Source organism: Vibrio sp. JC009, from assembly GCF_029016485.1.
GTDB lineage: Bacteria > Pseudomonadota > Gammaproteobacteria > Enterobacterales > Vibrionaceae > Vibrio.
On sequence record NZ_CP092106.1, the window covers coordinates 882,509 to 899,280 of the forward strand.

Sequence of the window (16,772 nt, forward strand, 5' to 3'; positions counted from 1 at the left end):
CACAAAATCCGCTACAGATTGCATAGCTAAACGTTTGCTTTGGAATCTGTAACTACATATAAAGCAAAGAATTTGTCAGTAATTTCTGAACCTTTTATACTCATTTTTCACAACATCATTTTGATTTCTGCGTACCGTGTGTCCGTCAGTTGTATACCGCATAAAAAAGAAAAAGGTAACTAAGCTTGAATAAACTACTGAACTTTAAGGGACGTATTGTCTCTGTTTCCATTGTGCTGTTAGCACTGTCAATGGCCGTACTTTCCTACCTGTCATATTCACAAATGTCAGCTTTAGCGACTAAGAATGTGGATGCTTACTCTATCCTGAGAGTCTCTTCAAACGCCGATAAAATTCATGGCTTTATAGATAATATAAGGACGGATATCACAGGTACTGCCGGGGCATTTTCTGGTTTTGACAGCAGTGATCAGGAAGGAAATATGGATATGCTGAAGCATATCAGCCTGATGTCTGAAGCATCTGCTATCGTTGTCGGGTATGAAGACGGACTTGCCTATAACAGCAATAAGGGTAAATACGGTGCGGATTACGATCCGAGAGTGCGCGGCTGGTATAAGTCTGCCAAAGCTAAGGGTGAAACGGTAATTACCGATATCTATACAGGTAAGTCTACCGGCACACTGATGATAAGTGTTGCCTCGCCATTCTACAAAGACCGCGCTCTGGCAGGGGTGTTGCTTGCAGATGTTGAGCTTACGGCTCTGGTGCCTATGGTGCAGAAAACCGTTTTTGACGGTGCAATTGCCGCGCTCTATGACGATACCGGTTTGACTATTGCGTCAACGGGTGAAGTGGATGTCCCGGGTGAATCGCGCCTGTCTGACTTCCCTGAACTGGTTGCACTGGAAAAGACGATGCTGGCTCAGGATGTGGGCATGTTCGAGTTTAGCCTTCTGGGGATGGACAAGGTAGCCTATTTTGAGCGTCTGGAGCTGGACAAAGAGACTTCCTGGCATCTTCTGGTCGCGCTGGATAAGGCGAAAGTGTACAGTGTCCTGAGTGAATCCAGAACGACTTCGCTGCTTACAACTGTCGCTCTGGTTGCGATTTCAGCCTTGCTTATTTTTATTGCCCTGTCCTATATGTATAAGCCTCTGCTGGCACTGAAACAGACAGTAAACGATCTGTCCCACGGTAACGGTGACCTGACCCGCCGCCTTCCTGTTACCAGCAATGATGACTTAGGCCAGATCTCCGGTGATATCAATACCTTCATTTCTAACCTGCAGGAAATGATGCTGAAGATCTCTGATGCATCGACGCAGATAAACGGCAGTATTGCCGGCCTGCAAGGGCTGACAGAAGCGAACCATAAAACGCTTAGCCAGCATAAGGCGGAGACTGAGCAGGTTGTGGCAGCATTAGATGAAATGAGCGCAACCTCAAATGATGTGGCGCACAATACTGCTGAAGCGGTGCAGTTTACCGGCGCGACAAATAACAAAGCCAATGAGTCTAAGCTGGTTGTGTCTGGTGCAACCGATACGGTTGCTCAGTTGGTTGAGCGCGTTGGTGCTGCATCTCAGCAGGTCAATCAGATGGGTGGCGAGATAACCGAAATCACTCAGGTGCTTAAGGTTATCGGTGATATTGCTGAGCAGACCAACCTGCTGGCCCTGAATGCCGCTATTGAAGCTGCACGCGCAGGAGAGCAGGGAAGAGGGTTTGCTGTGGTCGCTGACGAGGTTCGTGCTCTGGCCTCCCGGACTCAGGACAGCACCAGCGAAATTCAGAACACCATCAACAGGCTGACGTCCAGTTCTCAAAATGTGATTGATGCAATGGATGAAACCCGTACCAGCTGCGAAGAGGCCTCTTCACAGACAAATCTGGTTGTAACTGACTTAGATAGCATCAGTGAGTCTGTTGATCAGATTAACAATCTGAATGTACAGATTGCGACAGCAGCAGAGCAGCAAAACTCGGTATCAGAAGAGATTACCCGCAATATGGCAGCGATCAGTGAAATGATTGAGCGTATCTCGACGGCGAGTGATGATGTGAACAATGAAGCAGCGAACCTTGCCGGAGCTAATACAGAGTTAACGGAAATCGTCGGTCAGTTTAAGCTTCAGTAACTGCTGCGGATGATGTGACAGATAGCGGACCAGAAAAGTCCGCTATTTTTTTGCTTTATACCAATACCAGATAATTGCTGGGATTGGTATTAGCTAATCTCATCCAGAGTCAGCTCAAAACTTGGCGCGAAGGTTTTAAGGAAGTAGCGCATTTCCGGCGTTTCGCGTTCTGTTAAGGTTTTATCAAGACGTTTTTTCGCTTGAAGGTATTCGTGGTTACCTGCCGACAACTCTTCCAGACACTTCAGATACGCACAGATACTGTCAGCCTGTTTTACAAAAGCCTTATCTTCTTCATGGATCGCATCTGAGATTAAAAACGGGGCGAAATCCTCCTGAAATTCTTCAGGCAGCATGGCGACCAGTTTCTGCTCAGCCGCAGCTTCAATCTTTTTATACTCTTTGGCGATATCCGGATTGTAGTATTTTACCGGGGTTGGAAGGTCACCCGTCAATACCTCGCTGGTATCGTGATACATACCCAGCAGAGCCACGCGTTCCGGGTTCACATTTCCGCCGAACTTTTTGTTTTTGATTACCGCCAGCGCATGAGCAACAAAGGCAACCTGAAGGCTGTGCTCTGAGATATTTTCTTTGGAGATTGAGCGCATTAGCGGCCAGCGCTGTATTAGCTTCATTCGTGCCAGATGGGCGAAGAAATGGCTCTGTTTGTTGGTATCTGATGATGGCATGAGGACTTCCGTATCTTTGAATTAGATATGCGCCGTCATTCCCGTCTCCGGGAATGACGATAATTTACGCCTATCATAAAAAAGATAACGCCTACTGGCTATAGGTAGATAAGAAGCGCTCAAATCTGCCGATGGCGGTTTCCAGATCTTCAACATGGGGCAGGGTCACGATGCGGAAGTGATCCGGTTTTGGCCAGTTAAAGCCGGTGCCCTGAACCAGAAGTACCTTTTCCTGAATCAGAAAATCTAAAACCATCTGCTGGTCGTTCTGGATGTTGTACATCTTGGTATCGATTTTCGGGAACAGATACATGGCGCCTTTTGGCTTAACACAACTGATCCCCGGGATCTGAGTAATCAGCTCGTAGGCTTTATCGCGCTGCTCCAACAAGCGTCCGCCCGGCAGGATCAGTTCGTTGATACTCTGATAGCCGCCCAGTGCCGTCTGAATGGCATGCTGCATAGGTACGTTTGCACACAGACGCATTGAGGAGAGCATATCCAGACCATCCACATAGCCCTTAGCAAGGTGTCTCGGACCTGTCAGGAACATCCAGCCGGCGCGGAAACCACAAACGCGGTATGCCTTTGACAGACCGTTAAAGGTCATCATCAGCACGTCGTCAGCCAGAGTGGCAATAGAGGTGTGTGTCGCACCATCATAGAGCACTTTATCGTAGATTTCATCGGCGAAAATAATCAGCTTATGCTTACGCGCAATCTCAATGATTCGTTGCAGGAAATCACGGCTGTATACAGCGCCGGTCGGGTTATTCGGGTTAATGATGACAAGACCACGGGTTTTCTTGGTGATTTTCTTTTCAATATCATCAAGGTCCGGGTACCAGTCTGACTCTTCATCACAGATGTAATGAACCGGTTTACCGCCGGATACCGATACCGCAGCCGTCCATAACGGATAATCCGGCGCAGGAACCAGCAGTTCGTCACCGTTGTTCAGCAGTGCCTGCATCGCCATCACAATCAGTTCAGAAACACCGTTACCCACGTAGACATCTTCCACGTCAAGGCTGCGAATACCTCTTTTTTGGTAGTGCTGAACCACGGCTTTTCTTGCAGAATAGATGCCTTTGGAGTCGGCATAACCCTGAGATGTTGGCAGGTTGCGGATCACGTCAACAAGGATTTCATCAGGGGCGTCGAAACCAAACGGGGCCGGATTGCCGATATTAAGCTTTAATATTTTATGGCCTTCTTCTTCCATGCGCTTAGCATGTTTGAGCACTGGTCCCCGAATGTCGTAGCAGACATTATCGAGTTTGGATGACATCTCGATATTTTGCATTGTTTGATTCCTGATATATCTTGTTTTCTTTTATTAAAATACACCATAACGGTTTTTAAGAGTATAAAAAACCATTAAATAGTTATAAGCAACCTATTGTTTGTGCAATATTAGTTGTCAGCATACTCAAAACCGGGCCACAAACTTGATTTGAAGGTTTTCAGCCAATAGAGTAGCGGGTCTGGCTATAATTATAATCCTGTATCCAAGAAGAAAGAGGTCAAATTGTCCCTGTTTAAGCAAGCCATTTCGGAATTAATCGAAAAGGTAAAACACACAGACAAAAATCGTTGTCGAATTTCCCAGCATTTTGACGCTTGCACAGAGTTTTCAATGGTTGACTGGCTGGAAGGTCAGCTACTGTTTCCAAAGTTTTACTGGCAGTCCAGAGATACAAGGGAAGAAGTTGTCGCTTTAGGCAAGGTACACACGTTTTCCGAGCCGGCTCCTGCCTATTCTGTGATCGAGGGAGAGCAGCGTATCTGGGGCGGGAAGTCATTCGATGCTCTGGATGAGCGTATGCCATCCTTTTTCTTTTTGCCTCAGATCGAACTTATCCGCAGAGACAGGCGTTGGTCTTTATGCGTGAATATTGATAACAACAGCGCTCAGATAGCCGATGCTCTTGAACAGCTTGTTGTTGAATCGCCAGAACTACCACCAGTTTCTTCACAGATTCAGTCCATAGCACATACACCAGAGCTTCCTGAATGGACTGAAATGCTAAGTGATGCGCTAAAGTGCATTGATGAAAATCAGTTTAAAAAAGTGGTTCTGGCGCGCAAGACAGATGTGACATTAGAGTCTGAGATATCCGCAGCCCAGCTACTAAAAGCAAGCCGGGCGAAAAACCACCGCAGTTTCCATTTTCTGCTGGCACTGGATGAGAACAGTGCCTTTATCGGTTCATCACCTGAGCGCCTTTATTCGCGTAATGATCTGGAGCTGGAAACCGAAGCACTGGCGGGAACCAGTCCCCGCAGTTCCGACGAAGAGAAGGATCTGGCGCTGGCAAACTGGCTGACTCATGATCATAAAAACCTGCAGGAAAACCAGTATGTTGTTGACGACATCATTGAACGCCTGACGCCTCTGTCCAACAGCATTGATATTCAGCAGGAAGCAAAATTAATCCGTCTGAGAACGGTTCAGCATCTGAAGCGTAAGATTTCAGCGTCACTAAATCAGGGTATCAATGGCGTTCAGCTGTTATCTGCCCTGCAACCGACGGCTGCGGTTGCCGGCCTGCCAAGAAAAGCTTCGATGGATTATATTCACCAGCATGAACCCTTCTCCAGAGGCTGGTATAGCGGATCTTTAGGTTATATCAGCCATAAGAAAGCTGAGTTTAGCGTTGCCCTGCGCAGCGCCTATATTGCCGGAAACCGGATGGAGCTTTATGCCGGAGTGGGCATTATTCCCGGATCTGATGCGGACTATGAGTGGCAGGAGCTGGATAAAAAAATGTCGACCCTGTTTGGCTTGCTTCCGAAAAAAGAGTCTGACGCATGAAGGGGCGGGGCAAGGAACAGTCTCAGTTAAACCGTATCTGGGGCAAAACCCTATTAGAAGAGCTTTCCCGCTTTGGGGTAAAGCATGTCTGTATTGCTCCCGGCTCAAGGTCTACGCCGCTGACGCTGGAAGCTGAAGCAAACAGCAAGCTTACTATTCATACTCATTTTGATGAACGCGGTTTAGGTTTTCTGGCTTTAGGGATTGCCAAAGCCAGTAATGAACCTGTGGCTGTGATTGTCACTTCCGGAACGGCGGTGGCTAACCTTCTGCCAGCGGTGGCGGAGTCCGGTCTGACCGGTGAAAAACTGGTTCTGCTAACGGCAGACCGCCCGGTTGAGCTGATTGATTGTGGCGCCAATCAGGCGATTCAGCAACAGGGCATTTTCAGCTCTCATGTTACTGATGCCATTAATCTGCCAGCGCCTTCTGAAAGCCTGCCTCTGAACTGGCTGCTGTCCAGCGTTGATCACTGTATGTACCGGCAAAAAGAGCTGGGCGGCAGTATCCATATCAATTGCGCTTTCCCGGAACCTTTATATGCAGAGCCGGACAATCAAGGTTTTTCTGACTATCTGAGCACGGTTGATAACTGGCAGTCAGAAACTTGCCCCTATATTTCCCGGCTAAATGAGAGCATACCCAATACTGAATATCTTCCGGGACTGGAGCAGAAGAAAGGTGCGCTGGTTGTCGGCAATGTTAGCCTGGAAGAAGCTGAAAAAGCGAAAGCGCTGGCGGACGTTCTCGGCTGGCCGCTGTTTTGCGATCCGCAATCGGGTATCAGCAGTGACTGGAAGTATTTTGATCTCTGGCTGCAAAACGAAAGTGCACGCAATCAACTGGCAGAGTGCGATTATATTCTTCAGGTGGGTACCCGCCTGGTATCGAAAAGACTGGATGCATTTATCCGCCAGCAGGTGAGTGTGCAGGGTGCCGGTTATACTCTGATCACAGACAGTCAGAAGCGGCTGAACCCTAATCATCTGCCAATGAATGTGATTCAGACCGATGTGAGTTTATGGCTCTCTGCTCAGACTGAGCGTTGCGCTCTGATTGAAAGTCTGCATTCAGGCTGGGCAGATGCCCTTGTCCGTTATCCGCAGCAGATGACTCAAATTCTGGCTAAGAACAGTGAATTGTCAGAAATTCAGCTGGCTCACAGGCTAAATCAGATTGTTGGAACGGAAAACCTGTTTATCGGCAACAGCCTGATCGTCAGACTGCTGGATATGACCGGGGCTCTGCAAGGTAAGCAGGTATTTACTAACCGTGGAGCTTCAGGCATAGATGGCCTGATTGCCACCTCAATGGGTGTGCAAAAAGCCAGCAATAAGCCGTTAGTCGTATTGCTGGGAGACACCTCTCTTCTTTATGATCTGAATTCACTGGCGCTGACAGATGCCTGTAGTGAGCCTGTGGTGATTATCGTCACCAACAATGACGGCGGGGCGATTTTTGACTTGCTGCCTGTACCAGAGCAGCAGAAGCAGAGCCTGTATCAGATGCCTCACGGCTATGACTTTGAGTTTGCTGCAAAACAGTTCCGACTTGGTTATATCAACCCAGGTTCTGTGAAAGAGATGGAATCTGCGCTAGCAGAGCATATAAAAAATGGTAAAGGCGCTTTGCTGGTGGAGTTAAAAACGCCACCTGAGCAGGCAACAAAGGACATTAAGTCACTGGTCGCAAAAGTACATGCTTTACAATAAATTCTATTCGCCTCTGATGTCTGATAACCAGGAAAAGCCTTTGCTGGTCTTTATCCATGGCCTGCTCGGCAGCGGAGAAGACTGGAAAGAAGTACTGGATGCGCTGGAAGACTACCCCAGACTGACCATAGATCTGCCCGGACACGGTAAAAGCACCGGTTGCAGCGCGGATGGTTTTGAAACCATCTGCAACCAGATTGCACAGGCAATAAAGGGTTTGCTGAGCAGAGAGAAGTTACCTGCGGGTTATCCGGTTATATTGATCGGTTATTCACTGGGTGCCAGACTAAGCATGTATGGACTGGCCTTTGAACGCTTTAGCGGCTTAAATCTCAGATACGCTTTCATTGAAGGTGGAAACTTTGGCCTTAAAACGCCGGATGAGAAAGCCGTAAGAATGGCTAATGATAAAGCCTGGGCGGAGCGGTTTAGCAGCGAGCCAATGGAGCAGGTACTGGAAAACTGGTATCAGCAGCCGGTGTTTTCTTCACTTGATGCTGTTGCCCGGAAAAAACTTGTCACAAAGCGTGCTGCGAATCATGGAAAAGGCGTGGCAAACATGCTGATATCTACATCTCTGGCAAAGCAACCTTACCTGCTGGATAAGGTAAAAGATATCGATGTTCGCCTTGAGTATATCTGTGGCAGAAAAGATAACAAATTTTTAGAATTGGCCGCCAAAAGCGGGTTATTCTACACGGTTGTGCAGGGAGCCGGACATAACGTCCACAAGGAGTGTCCGGCAGACTTTGCACAACTGATCCGAACGAAATTGGGTGACATTCAGTCCCCGGAAACTAACGAAAGTACTAAATTGGAATAAATCATGGCAAGAACCGTTGGAATTACTGAAGAAGAGCTGTACGCACCGGTAGCATGGACAGACTGCAGTTCTGAATACGAAGATATTCAGTATCACAAATCTGAAGATGGTATCGCAAGAATCACTATTGCCCGTCCTCAGGTGCGCAACGCTTTCCGTCCTCAGACAGTAACTGAGATGATCAAAGCTCTGGCAGACGCGCGCTATGACGAAAACGTGGGCGTTATTATCCTGACCGGTCTGGGTGAAGATGCATTCTGCTCAGGCGGTGACCAGAAGATCCGTGGCGACTACGGCGGCTACCGCGATGACGAAGGTACTCACCACCTGAACGTTCTGGACTTCCAGCGTCAGATCCGTACCTGTCCAAAACCTGTTATCGCCTCTGTTGCCGGCTACGCGGTTGGTGGCGGTCATGTACTGCATATGATGTGTGACCTGACAATTGCGGCAGAAAATGCTCAGTTTGGTCAGACGGGTCCTAAAGTAGGCTCTTTCGACGGTGGCTGGGGCGCTTCTTACATGGCTCGTATCGTGGGTCAGAAGAAAGCGCGTGAAATCTGGTTCCTTTGCCGTTTCTACGATGCACAGGAAGCTCTGGATATGGGTCTGGTGAATACAGTTGTGCCTGTGGCTGAGCTTGAAAAAGAGACTATCCGCTGGTGTCGTGAAGTGCTTCAGCACAGCCCAATGGCGCTGCGCTGCTTGAAAGCGGCTCTGAATGCGGACTGTGACGGTCAGGCTGGTCTTCAGGAGCTTGCGGGTAATGCAACCATGCTGTTCTACATGACAGATGAAGGCCAGGAAGGACGTAACTCGTTCAATGAAAAGAGAAGACCTGACTTCTCCAAGTTCCCGCGTAACCCGTAAGGGATAAAAGCTATCAGCTATTAGCTGTCAGCTTTCAGAGGTGGCTTGGTTGCTGCCTCTGAACGAATAATAATTACGTTGGGGTTTGGAGTTATTTTTTATGCGCAATGCCAAGTTATATCGCTATTTGCTGCCAATGGATAGCGGGGTCATTCTCAGAGACAATAAGCTGGAACAGAGAGATGGCTGGATTCTGGAGCTTACCGAGGACGGAAAAAGTGCTTACGGGGAAGTGGCGCCACTGCCTGGCTTTAGTCTGGAATCTGCTGATGAAGCCGGGGAACAACTTCAGCAACAACTGAAGCTGTGGGTTGCTGGTGGTTCAGTTGATTTTGATTCTTTGTATCCTTCCGTTGCCTTTGGTCTCTCTATGGCAGAACTGGAACTGGCGGGAGAGCTGCCGGAAGAAGGCAACTATTTTAGTGCGCCTTTATGTACCGGAGACCCGGATTCCATGCTGCCGGTTCTGGCGGCTATGCCTACCGGGAAAAAGGTCGCCAAGATCAAAGTGGGCCTTTACGAGCCGATTCGAGACGGGATGATCACCAATCTGTTTCTGGAAAGCATTCCGGAGCTGAGCCTTCGTCTGGACGCTAACCGTGCCTGGACACCGGAAAAAGCGCAGAAGTTTGCTACTTACATCAACCCTTCTTTCCGTCAGCGTATTGAGTTTCTTGAAGAGCCCTGCGAAAAGCCTGAGCAGAGTTTTGCCTTTGCTATTGATACCGGTATTGCCATTGCCTGGGATGAAACGCTGCAAAAAGCGATTAGAGAGCCGGGCTTTGAGCTGACTCATCTGACCGGAGCTAAGGTTATCGTAATTAAGCCAACCCTGATTGGATCTGTTAAACGCTGCATGTCTCTGATTGAAGAAGCTAAACGCATGGCGATAAATGTGGTGATCAGTTCCAGTATTGAATCAAGCCTGGGTCTGACTCAGCTTGCCCGCTTTGCCCGCTGGCAGACACCTGAGCAGGTGCCGGGTCTGGATACCATTAAGCTGTTTAAAGCTCAGCTTGAAGTGGCCTGGCCGGGCTGTGAAGCCCCTGTTGTACCGATGAGTGAACAGACACTGACATGGCAGTCGTAGAGTCACAGGCACCAAAATGGCGACAGTGGGCTCAGCAGAGCCCGCTTTCGTATGCGCTGATCACTGCGGAAAAGAGTTACAACTGGCAAAGCCTCTGTGAAGAGGTGAGCAAGTGTATCACCCTGCTTGAGGCTCAGGGAGTCCAAAGCGGTGACGTGGTCACTCTGGTGGGTAAAAACCATCCTTCCATGCTTATTCTGTTTCTTGCCTGTCAGGAGCTGGGCGCTGTTGCTGCCTTTATGATGCCGCAGCCGATGCCGGTGCTTATCAGTAAACTGAATATTCTCTATGCCGATAAAGGGCGGGTGAGGATCTGGCTGACGGAAAAAGTCAGAAGAGGTTACAGTGATAGCGAGCTTTCCATCGTCCGCTCTTCGCTGCTGAAATATGAGATAGGCTCCGGGTTCGGTACTGAACTGCCGGTTATTGAACATGATTACAGCGCAGAGAAGCTGGCTACCATTGTATTTACTTCCGGCTCCACCGGCGTGCCGAAAGCCGTGGCTCACACCTCAGTCCAGCATTTTGCATCAGCCGCCGGTCTGCTTGAGCGTTTCCACTTTACGGCCGGAGATACCTGGCTGCTTAGTTTGCCTATGTACCATGTTTCGGGACTTGCGATTGTATACCGCTGGCTGCATGCCGGTGCCTGTTTAAAAGTGGGGGCAGGGAACTTGTCCGAAGATATCTCCGGGGTGACTCATGCTTCTCTGGTGGCAACTCAGTTAAAGCGTCTGCTGGATAGCGGTGAGCCGCTCGCTCTGAACCATGTGCTGTTGGGTGGAAGCCATATTCCGGCTGAGCTTGGCAGGCGGGCAGAAGCGATTGGCATCGAAGCCTGGGTGGGTTACGGAATGACTGAGGCCGCCTCTACGGTGACGGCAAAACGAGTGGATGACGCCTTAACAGCGGGGCGTGTTCTGCCCAAACGTAAGCTAAAGCTGGAGCGTCAGCGTATCTTTATCAAAGGCGATACCATTGCGCAGGGGTATTACAAACGCGGCAATCTGACACCTGTTTCTCAGGAAGATGGCTGGTTTGATACCAAGGATCTTGGCGAGTGGGAACGGGATGAGTTAAAGGTGATTGGCCGGGCAGATAACCTGTTTATCTCCGGTGGTGAGAATATCCATTGTGAGGAGATTGAAGTTTCCATCTGCAAGCACCCTCAGGTTTCTCAGGCTATCGTTATTCCTGTCGAGAACGAAGAATTTGGCTACCGGCCCGTTGCGATTATCCAGAGCGATGTCCCGGTTGCAGAGTTAGAACTGAAGCAGTGGCTCACCGACAAGTTAATCAAGTTTAAGATTCCGGATGCGTTTTTTGATATGCCGGATATCAAAAGCGGAACCATAAAGGTTTCCAGAGCGGCGCTAAAAGAGTGGTTTGAAAGTGAAGTGCAAAATCGCTGACCAGGCGAAATTGCACTTCTGGGGGAAGTCAGTTAGTTGGCCATAGCCAGTTTCATCTGCTCGGCAACTTTATCCACCTTACCCAGGCCGACAATCACCTGCAGGCCGCTTTTGCCCATAGGTACAACGCCTGCTGCGCCAAGTTTTTTCAGCTTGTCGGCATCGGCCAGAGAGGAGTCCTTCACCGTCAGGCGCAGGCGGGTAATACAGTTGTCCACTTCGACAATGTTCTCTCTGCCGCCGATGGCTTCGATATATTCCAGCGTCAGTTCAGGGATATCTTCCTGATTTGCCGCCGTTTCTGTCTCTTCACCACGGCCCGGCGTTTTCAGGTTAAACTTCAGGATGGCGAAGCGGAACACGCCGTAGTAAATCATAAAGAAGACAATGCCCTGCGGGATCAGCATGTACCATTTCACGGCAAGCGGATTCTGGCTGGAGAGCACAAAGTCAACAAAGCCTGCCGAGAAACCAAATCCTGCCATCCATTCCATGCTCGCAGCAATGTACATTGAAATGCCGGTAAGCACAGCGTGAACCAGATAAAGCAGCGGTGCCAGGAACATAAAGCTGAATTCCAGCGGCTCTGTGATACCGGTAAAGAAAGACGCTACCGCAGCCGCCAGCATGATGGAGAAGACTGAGTTTTTGTTTTTCTCATCCGCGCAGTGATAAATCGCAAGTGCTGCGCCCGGCAGACCAAACATCATAATCGGGAAGAAACCGGCCTGATACATGCCTGTCTTGCCCACAACCGCTGTACCTTCAGCAATGGACTGAGCACCGCCCAGGAAGTTTGGAATATCATTAATCCCCACAACGTCAAACCAGAACACAGGGTAAAGCGCGTGGTGCATACCTATGGTCAGCAGCAGGCGGTTAAAGAAGCCGAACAGTCCGGCACCAAGAGCGCCCATTGATTCCAGCTTGGTACCAAAGATAATCAGCGCATCGTAGATAACCGGCCAGACGTACAGGAATACAAACGCCAGCACCATACCGGCAATCGAGGTCAGAATCGGAACCAGACGTTTACCGCTGAAAAAGGCCAGCGCTTTTGGCAGGGTGACACCGGAAAAGCGGTTATATATCTCAGCAGAGACAATACCCACAAGAATACCGATAAACTGGTTACCAATCTTATCAAAGGCCGCCGGTACTTCGTCGGCAGAGACATGCAGCAACTGAGCTACTGTGCCGGGATTCAAAAGCGTGGTAAGTACCATAAAGCAGACAAAACCGGATAGCGCCGCAGAGCCGTTCTTATCGTGGCTAAGACCAAAAGCCACACCCACTGCAAAGAGAATCGCCATATTGTCGATAATCGCTCCGCCGGATTTGATAAGGAAGGCGGCCAGGACGTTATCCGCGCCCCAGCTAACCGGATCCAGCCAGTAGCCGATACCCATCAGAATGGCGGCTGCCGGTAGGGTGGCAACCGGCACCATCAGCGCCTTACCCACTTTCTGCAAGTAACCTAGTATATTCATTCGTACACCTGTTTTATGAATTAAAAATATTTATATTAAATTTGGATACATGTTCGAAATCTTTCGAAGAAACAGCATTTAATTCTTAATTTGCGGTGCAAACAAACTAAATGTTCGCTAGTATGCATTAAAATTTTTAATGCATAGGCTGGTGGAGAGGGCATCTGGTGACAAATGATCAACTGCTTTTAAGGAACCTGCATACTTTTAATGTAGCTGCAGAATGTCTTAGCTTTACACTGGCTGCTCAGGCCCTAAACCTCACGCAGGGTGCGGTGAGTCACAGGATTAAGGTGCTGGAGACTGAGCTGGGTTTTACCCTTTTTGTCAGGGGAACGCGCAAGCTGGAACTGACGCCGGAGGGCAGCCGTTTTCATCTGACTCTGGCGAAATCTCTGAACGCGATTTTTTATGAAATTAGTGAGATTAATTCCAGCGATTTACATGGGGAATTAACCATAGCGGTAGCGCCCAGTTTTGCTCATGGCTGGCTTATTCCGCGTCTGGCTGATTTTAAATCACGTTTTCCCGGATTTAATCTGAAAGTCCTGATCCACGATAAGCACCAGGATCTCATTGAAAATAACATTGATGCGGCGGTTTATTACGGTGGGGAAAAGATGAGCGATATGCATTGCCAGCCGCTGTTTGAAGAGACTTATATCCCGGTTTGCACGGCAGAGTATGCCGACAGACTGGGGCTTTTTTCCGGCGAAGAGCAGGCGCTGGCAAGGGCTAACTTTCTGCATGCAGTTGGCTCTAAGTCCTGGGAAAAGTGGCTGAGCCATATGACATTTTCCATTGACCCATACCGCCAGTCTTACCGGTTTGACCAGCGCGGAATGGAGATCTCAGCCGCCGGATACTCGGCAGGCATCGCCATCGGCCGGTATCTTTTTGTGAAATCCAAAATAGAAGCGGGTGACCTGGTTACGCCATTTCCCGGAATAAAAACCGATCTGAAATACAGCTTTATCTGCCCGTCCGGAACGGAAAACCGTCCGAAAATTAAGACCTTTTACAATTGGTTGAAGGAGAGTGCTTAAGCTGCTTGAAGTTACGTAAGCCAGGATGCGGTGAAGGAATACTTCAAGAAACGTTCACAGTCCACCCATTAACATTTTTAGCCCAGAATCATGCAAGCTTACTTGAGGTTATGAGGCGAAACTGGACAAAAATGAGTTTGGGGCTTCGGCAGCGATCTACCCTTCGGATAACCTCTGGTATCCCAAGATGGCAATCGACACCTCTATGTGAGATGCCGACCATGAAAGCTTTTGGACATAACTTTCCACCCTTAACCGTGATTCTGGAGTTATTTTATGCGGAATTTTCAGTAGAACATGCAAAACCACCTAGTAAAACGGCGTAAAGCTCCTCCTGCGAACTGTGAGCCTGTTGATTAGTTCGGTTGAATAATCGGCGTGAATGTGTGAGTTTCTCTGTAAAATCAACATATAGCACACTCCCTACAAACCATAACCACTTGATAATAAGCATAAAAAACCACCCAAACAGCATTCCTTTTGATGCAATGCTCGTTTTCATACGTGCAAGGAATTGTCTGTTGTAATTCATCGTGATGAATAACACTTCAGGATATTATACCTAGTTAAAATTGTTGAATTTATTATAAAAACAGGCTTAGGTATGATGAATAGTTTTAAAGTTAAGGTTGCTGCAACTTTATCTGGTTTAATCGTTGTGATTGTCGTTTTGCTAGTTGCAATGGACTTTATCGCGTTTAAATCCGAAAGTGTCGAACTAAACAAAAATGTTCTTCGAGAGAAAAATCATTCAATAGAGAGCACGCTGGCGGAAAGGTTTAAGGGTTACAAAAATGCCCTAGTATCCATAAAAATAACATCGTCTGATGTGGTTGACCGCTTATCTGAGCCTGCTTCAAATCAACTCCAAGCCCTCCAAAGAAACCTTGAGAAAGTAAGCCTTGGTACATACCTTTTCACCCGAGACGGAACTATCTATAACTCGGAAGGTACTCGCTTAGACTTTAATGTCAGAACGTTAAACCGCAGCTACTGGAACGCTGTCTTTAACGAGAATACGGATTTCTTCGTTTCACCACCATTTATTTCCCAAACGAAGGGAGTAGAAGTGCTGGCACTAGCGTATAGGCTTGAAGGTGATATTGCCTGTCTGGTAACTGTCGAGTTGTCGTCAATCATTGGGAGTATGGCCGATAGAAAAGATATGTTTCTTTACACAGCGGAAGGCTCAATTTTGGTTGCACCATACAATGAATTGTTGGGTAAGAATATATTTGAAGAGCGTCCACTGTATAAGAGCTTCAACAGTGACTCTCCAGAGTTACAGTACTCTGCCATTGTCGAAGGAGATGATGTTCGCTTCACTTCGTTCTGGGGGGAAGTCGATATTACAGGGTGGCAGTATGTCACGTACTTGAGAACAGCAGAAATCGAAAAAAGTGCCAATAGTCAGCTAATGTCTGCGCTAATAATTGGACTGATTAGCCTGGTGTTAGCGATAATTGTGGTACTTTTTGTGCTAGAAAAACTCGTTTTAAAACCTGTAGGCGGCACCCCAGACGAGATTGCTGGACTCATAGAAAAAATGTCTGAGGGTGAATTGAACCAAAATGTAGTGGTAAACGGAGAAGAATCTGGCATCTATCGCTCTTTCGTTAACTTATCCAGACAGCTAACAGGTCTCATCAAGAACTCTCTTTCCATCTCAGAGAGTGTGGCAACTGCATCTGAAGAACTTAATGTGATCATGAAAGACTCTAAATCTAACTCACAGTTAGAATTGGCTCAGGTTGAACAGATCTCCACCGCAATAAATGAACTGTCCTCCACTTCTACTGAAGTGAGTAATAAAGCAGCAATGGCAGAAGAAGCTGCCAAGGGTGCACAAGAAAGTGTAAATCAAGGGAAAGAGGCACTTGAGAAGAACGTATTGCTATCTGGTGACATCGATAAATCGGTAAATGAGAGTGCCGCAATTGTTGATGAACTTCGTCAGTATGCAACAGAAATTGGTTCAGTAATTGAGGTGATTAATGGGATTTCGGAGCAAACTAACCTGCTGGCTTTAAATGCGGCAATAGAGGCCGCTCGTGCCGGTGAGCAGGGACGAGGTTTTGCTGTTGTTGCAGACGAAGTGAGAAATCTCGCGTCCAAAACACAACAGTCGACGGTGAGCATTCAAGACATTATCACTAAACTCCAGAATCAGTCCGAAAAAGCGACTGAGAACATGGCGAAGAACCAGGCGTTGATGGAAGAGTCAGTTGCTCTAGCTGACGGTATTAAGTCAGCGTTCGAGTCGATTTATACTTCTGTAGAATCAATTTCTGAGATAAATACACTTGTGGCTACAGCATCTCAGCAACAGAACTGTGTTACTGAGGAAATATCGCAAAATACAACTCAGACCTTTGATTTAGTCCAGCAAAATGTTGCTGCTGTTGAAGAAATGCTCCAAGCGTCTCAGGAGTTGTCTCAGTTGGCGGCAACGCAGAAAGATGAATTATCATTTTTCCGCGTTTAACAAACCTATTTGGGAAAGGGAGTAGCGGTTAATTGCTCTCCCTATGACTAGCCATCAACTAACTGAAGCCAACTCTATCAGAACCACACGAATATTCGCCTAAACATTTTGTTAACCCTAGTGACGTTGCTTCATGCTGGCTGTTTCACTACGGCAGTGACTTGTTCGAAGGAATGAAGAAGCTTAACTCCCCTCAGCAAACTACAATCGTGTTTCCCAGATTCTCTAAAAG

The 16,772-nt window shown here is 47.9% G+C and carries 12 protein-coding genes; 9 read left to right on the plus strand and 3 right to left on the minus strand.

Annotation, left to right across the window (positions count from 1 at the left end; genetic code table 11):
* The first annotated feature begins 185 nt into the window (after positions 1–185).
* Positions 186–2,102 (plus strand): methyl-accepting chemotaxis protein, encoded by a 1,917-nt coding sequence (locus L3Q72_RS04195; RefSeq protein WP_275131416.1) that lies wholly within the window; start codon positions 186–188, stop codon positions 2,100–2,102.
* An 89-nt stretch (positions 2,103–2,191) separates the two neighbouring features.
* Here L3Q72_RS04195 and yfbR read toward each other — a convergent pair whose 3' ends face one another.
* Complete coding sequence (yfbR, locus tag L3Q72_RS04200) at positions 2,192–2,794, minus strand: 5'-deoxynucleotidase (RefSeq protein WP_275131417.1); 603 nt, start codon at positions 2,792–2,794, stop codon at positions 2,192–2,194.
* A gap of 91 nt (positions 2,795–2,885) precedes the next feature.
* Positions 2,886–4,100, minus strand: a complete 1,215-nt coding sequence (locus tag L3Q72_RS04205) for a pyridoxal phosphate-dependent aminotransferase (protein WP_275131418.1) — start codon at positions 4,098–4,100, stop codon at positions 2,886–2,888.
* Between the two features lie 225 nt (positions 4,101–4,325).
* On the opposite strand from L3Q72_RS04205, the gene L3Q72_RS04210 reads away from it, so the two are divergent.
* The 6 genes from L3Q72_RS04210 to menE all read left to right on the plus strand — a co-directional run bounded on the left by L3Q72_RS04210 (position 4,326) and on the right by menE (position 11,519).
* Complete coding sequence (locus L3Q72_RS04210; RefSeq protein WP_275131419.1) at positions 4,326–5,612, plus strand: isochorismate synthase; 1,287 nt, start codon at positions 4,326–4,328, stop codon at positions 5,610–5,612.
* Entirely contained in the window at positions 5,609–7,324 is a 1,716-nt protein-coding gene (gene menD, locus L3Q72_RS04215; RefSeq protein ID WP_275131420.1) for a 2-succinyl-5-enolpyruvyl-6-hydroxy-3-cyclohexene-1-carboxylic-acid synthase, read from the plus strand. Before L3Q72_RS04210 ends, menD begins: the two co-directional genes overlap by 4 nt.
* Positions 7,311–8,147 carry a 2-succinyl-6-hydroxy-2,4-cyclohexadiene-1-carboxylate synthase gene (gene menH, locus L3Q72_RS04220; RefSeq protein WP_275131421.1) on the plus strand — a complete coding sequence of 279 codons (837 nt, stop codon included), beginning with the start codon at positions 7,311–7,313 and terminating at the stop codon, positions 8,145–8,147. The genes menD and menH overlap by 14 nt, the downstream gene beginning before the upstream one ends.
* Before the next feature lie 3 nt (positions 8,148–8,150).
* Complete coding sequence (gene menB, locus L3Q72_RS04225) at positions 8,151–9,017, plus strand: 1,4-dihydroxy-2-naphthoyl-CoA synthase (protein WP_275131422.1); 867 nt, start codon at positions 8,151–8,153, stop codon at positions 9,015–9,017.
* Between the two features lie 100 nt (positions 9,018–9,117).
* Complete coding sequence (gene menC / locus L3Q72_RS04230; RefSeq protein WP_275131423.1) at positions 9,118–10,107, plus strand: o-succinylbenzoate synthase; 990 nt, start codon at positions 9,118–9,120, stop codon at positions 10,105–10,107.
* Entirely contained in the window at positions 10,095–11,519 is a 1,425-nt protein-coding gene (gene menE / locus L3Q72_RS04235; RefSeq protein ID WP_275131424.1) for an o-succinylbenzoate--CoA ligase, read from the plus strand. The genes menC and menE overlap by 13 nt, the downstream gene beginning before the upstream one ends.
* Positions 11,520–11,551: 32 nt before the next feature.
* Here the strand turns inward: menE and nagE are convergent, their stop codons facing one another.
* Positions 11,552–13,009 carry an N-acetylglucosamine-specific PTS transporter subunit IIBC gene (gene nagE / locus L3Q72_RS04240; protein ID WP_275131425.1) on the minus strand — a complete coding sequence of 486 codons (1,458 nt, stop codon included), beginning with the start codon at positions 13,007–13,009 and terminating at the stop codon, positions 11,552–11,554.
* A gap of 167 nt (positions 13,010–13,176) precedes the next feature.
* On the opposite strand from nagE, the gene L3Q72_RS04245 reads away from it, so the two are divergent.
* Together L3Q72_RS04245 and L3Q72_RS04250 are read left to right on the plus strand one after the other, a co-directional pair.
* Positions 13,177–14,055 (plus strand): LysR substrate-binding domain-containing protein, encoded by an 879-nt coding sequence (locus L3Q72_RS04245; protein ID WP_275131426.1) that lies wholly within the window; start codon positions 13,177–13,179, stop codon positions 14,053–14,055.
* A gap of 604 nt (positions 14,056–14,659) precedes the next feature.
* The gene (locus tag L3Q72_RS04250; protein ID WP_275131427.1) at positions 14,660–16,540 is read left to right on the plus strand and encodes a methyl-accepting chemotaxis protein; all 1,881 of its coding nucleotides are present in this window, start codon (positions 14,660–14,662) and stop codon (positions 16,538–16,540) included.
* Positions 16,541–16,772: the final 232 nt, after the last annotated feature.

Excerpts from the sequence above, each read along its gene's own strand:
- menE (WP_275131424.1), top strand. The coding sequence starts at position 10,095 with ATGGCAGTCGTAGAGTCACAGGCACCAAAATGGCGACAGTGGGCTCAG.
- nagE (WP_275131425.1), bottom strand. The coding sequence starts at position 13,009 with ATGAATATACTAGGTTACTTGCAGAAAGTGGGTAAGGCGCTGATGGTG.
- L3Q72_RS04205 (WP_275131418.1), bottom strand. The coding sequence starts at position 4,100 with ATGCAAAATATCGAGATGTCATCCAAACTCGATAATGTCTGCTACGAC.
- L3Q72_RS04250 (WP_275131427.1), top strand. The coding sequence starts at position 14,660 with ATGATGAATAGTTTTAAAGTTAAGGTTGCTGCAACTTTATCTGGTTTA.
- menH (WP_275131421.1), top strand. The coding sequence starts at position 7,311 with ATGCTTTACAATAAATTCTATTCGCCTCTGATGTCTGATAACCAGGAA.
- menD (WP_275131420.1), top strand. The coding sequence starts at position 5,609 with ATGAAGGGGCGGGGCAAGGAACAGTCTCAGTTAAACCGTATCTGGGGC.
- menB (WP_275131422.1), top strand. The coding sequence starts at position 8,151 with ATGGCAAGAACCGTTGGAATTACTGAAGAAGAGCTGTACGCACCGGTA.
- yfbR (WP_275131417.1), bottom strand. The coding sequence starts at position 2,794 with ATGCCATCATCAGATACCAACAAACAGAGCCATTTCTTCGCCCATCTG.
- menC (WP_275131423.1), top strand. The coding sequence starts at position 9,118 with ATGCGCAATGCCAAGTTATATCGCTATTTGCTGCCAATGGATAGCGGG.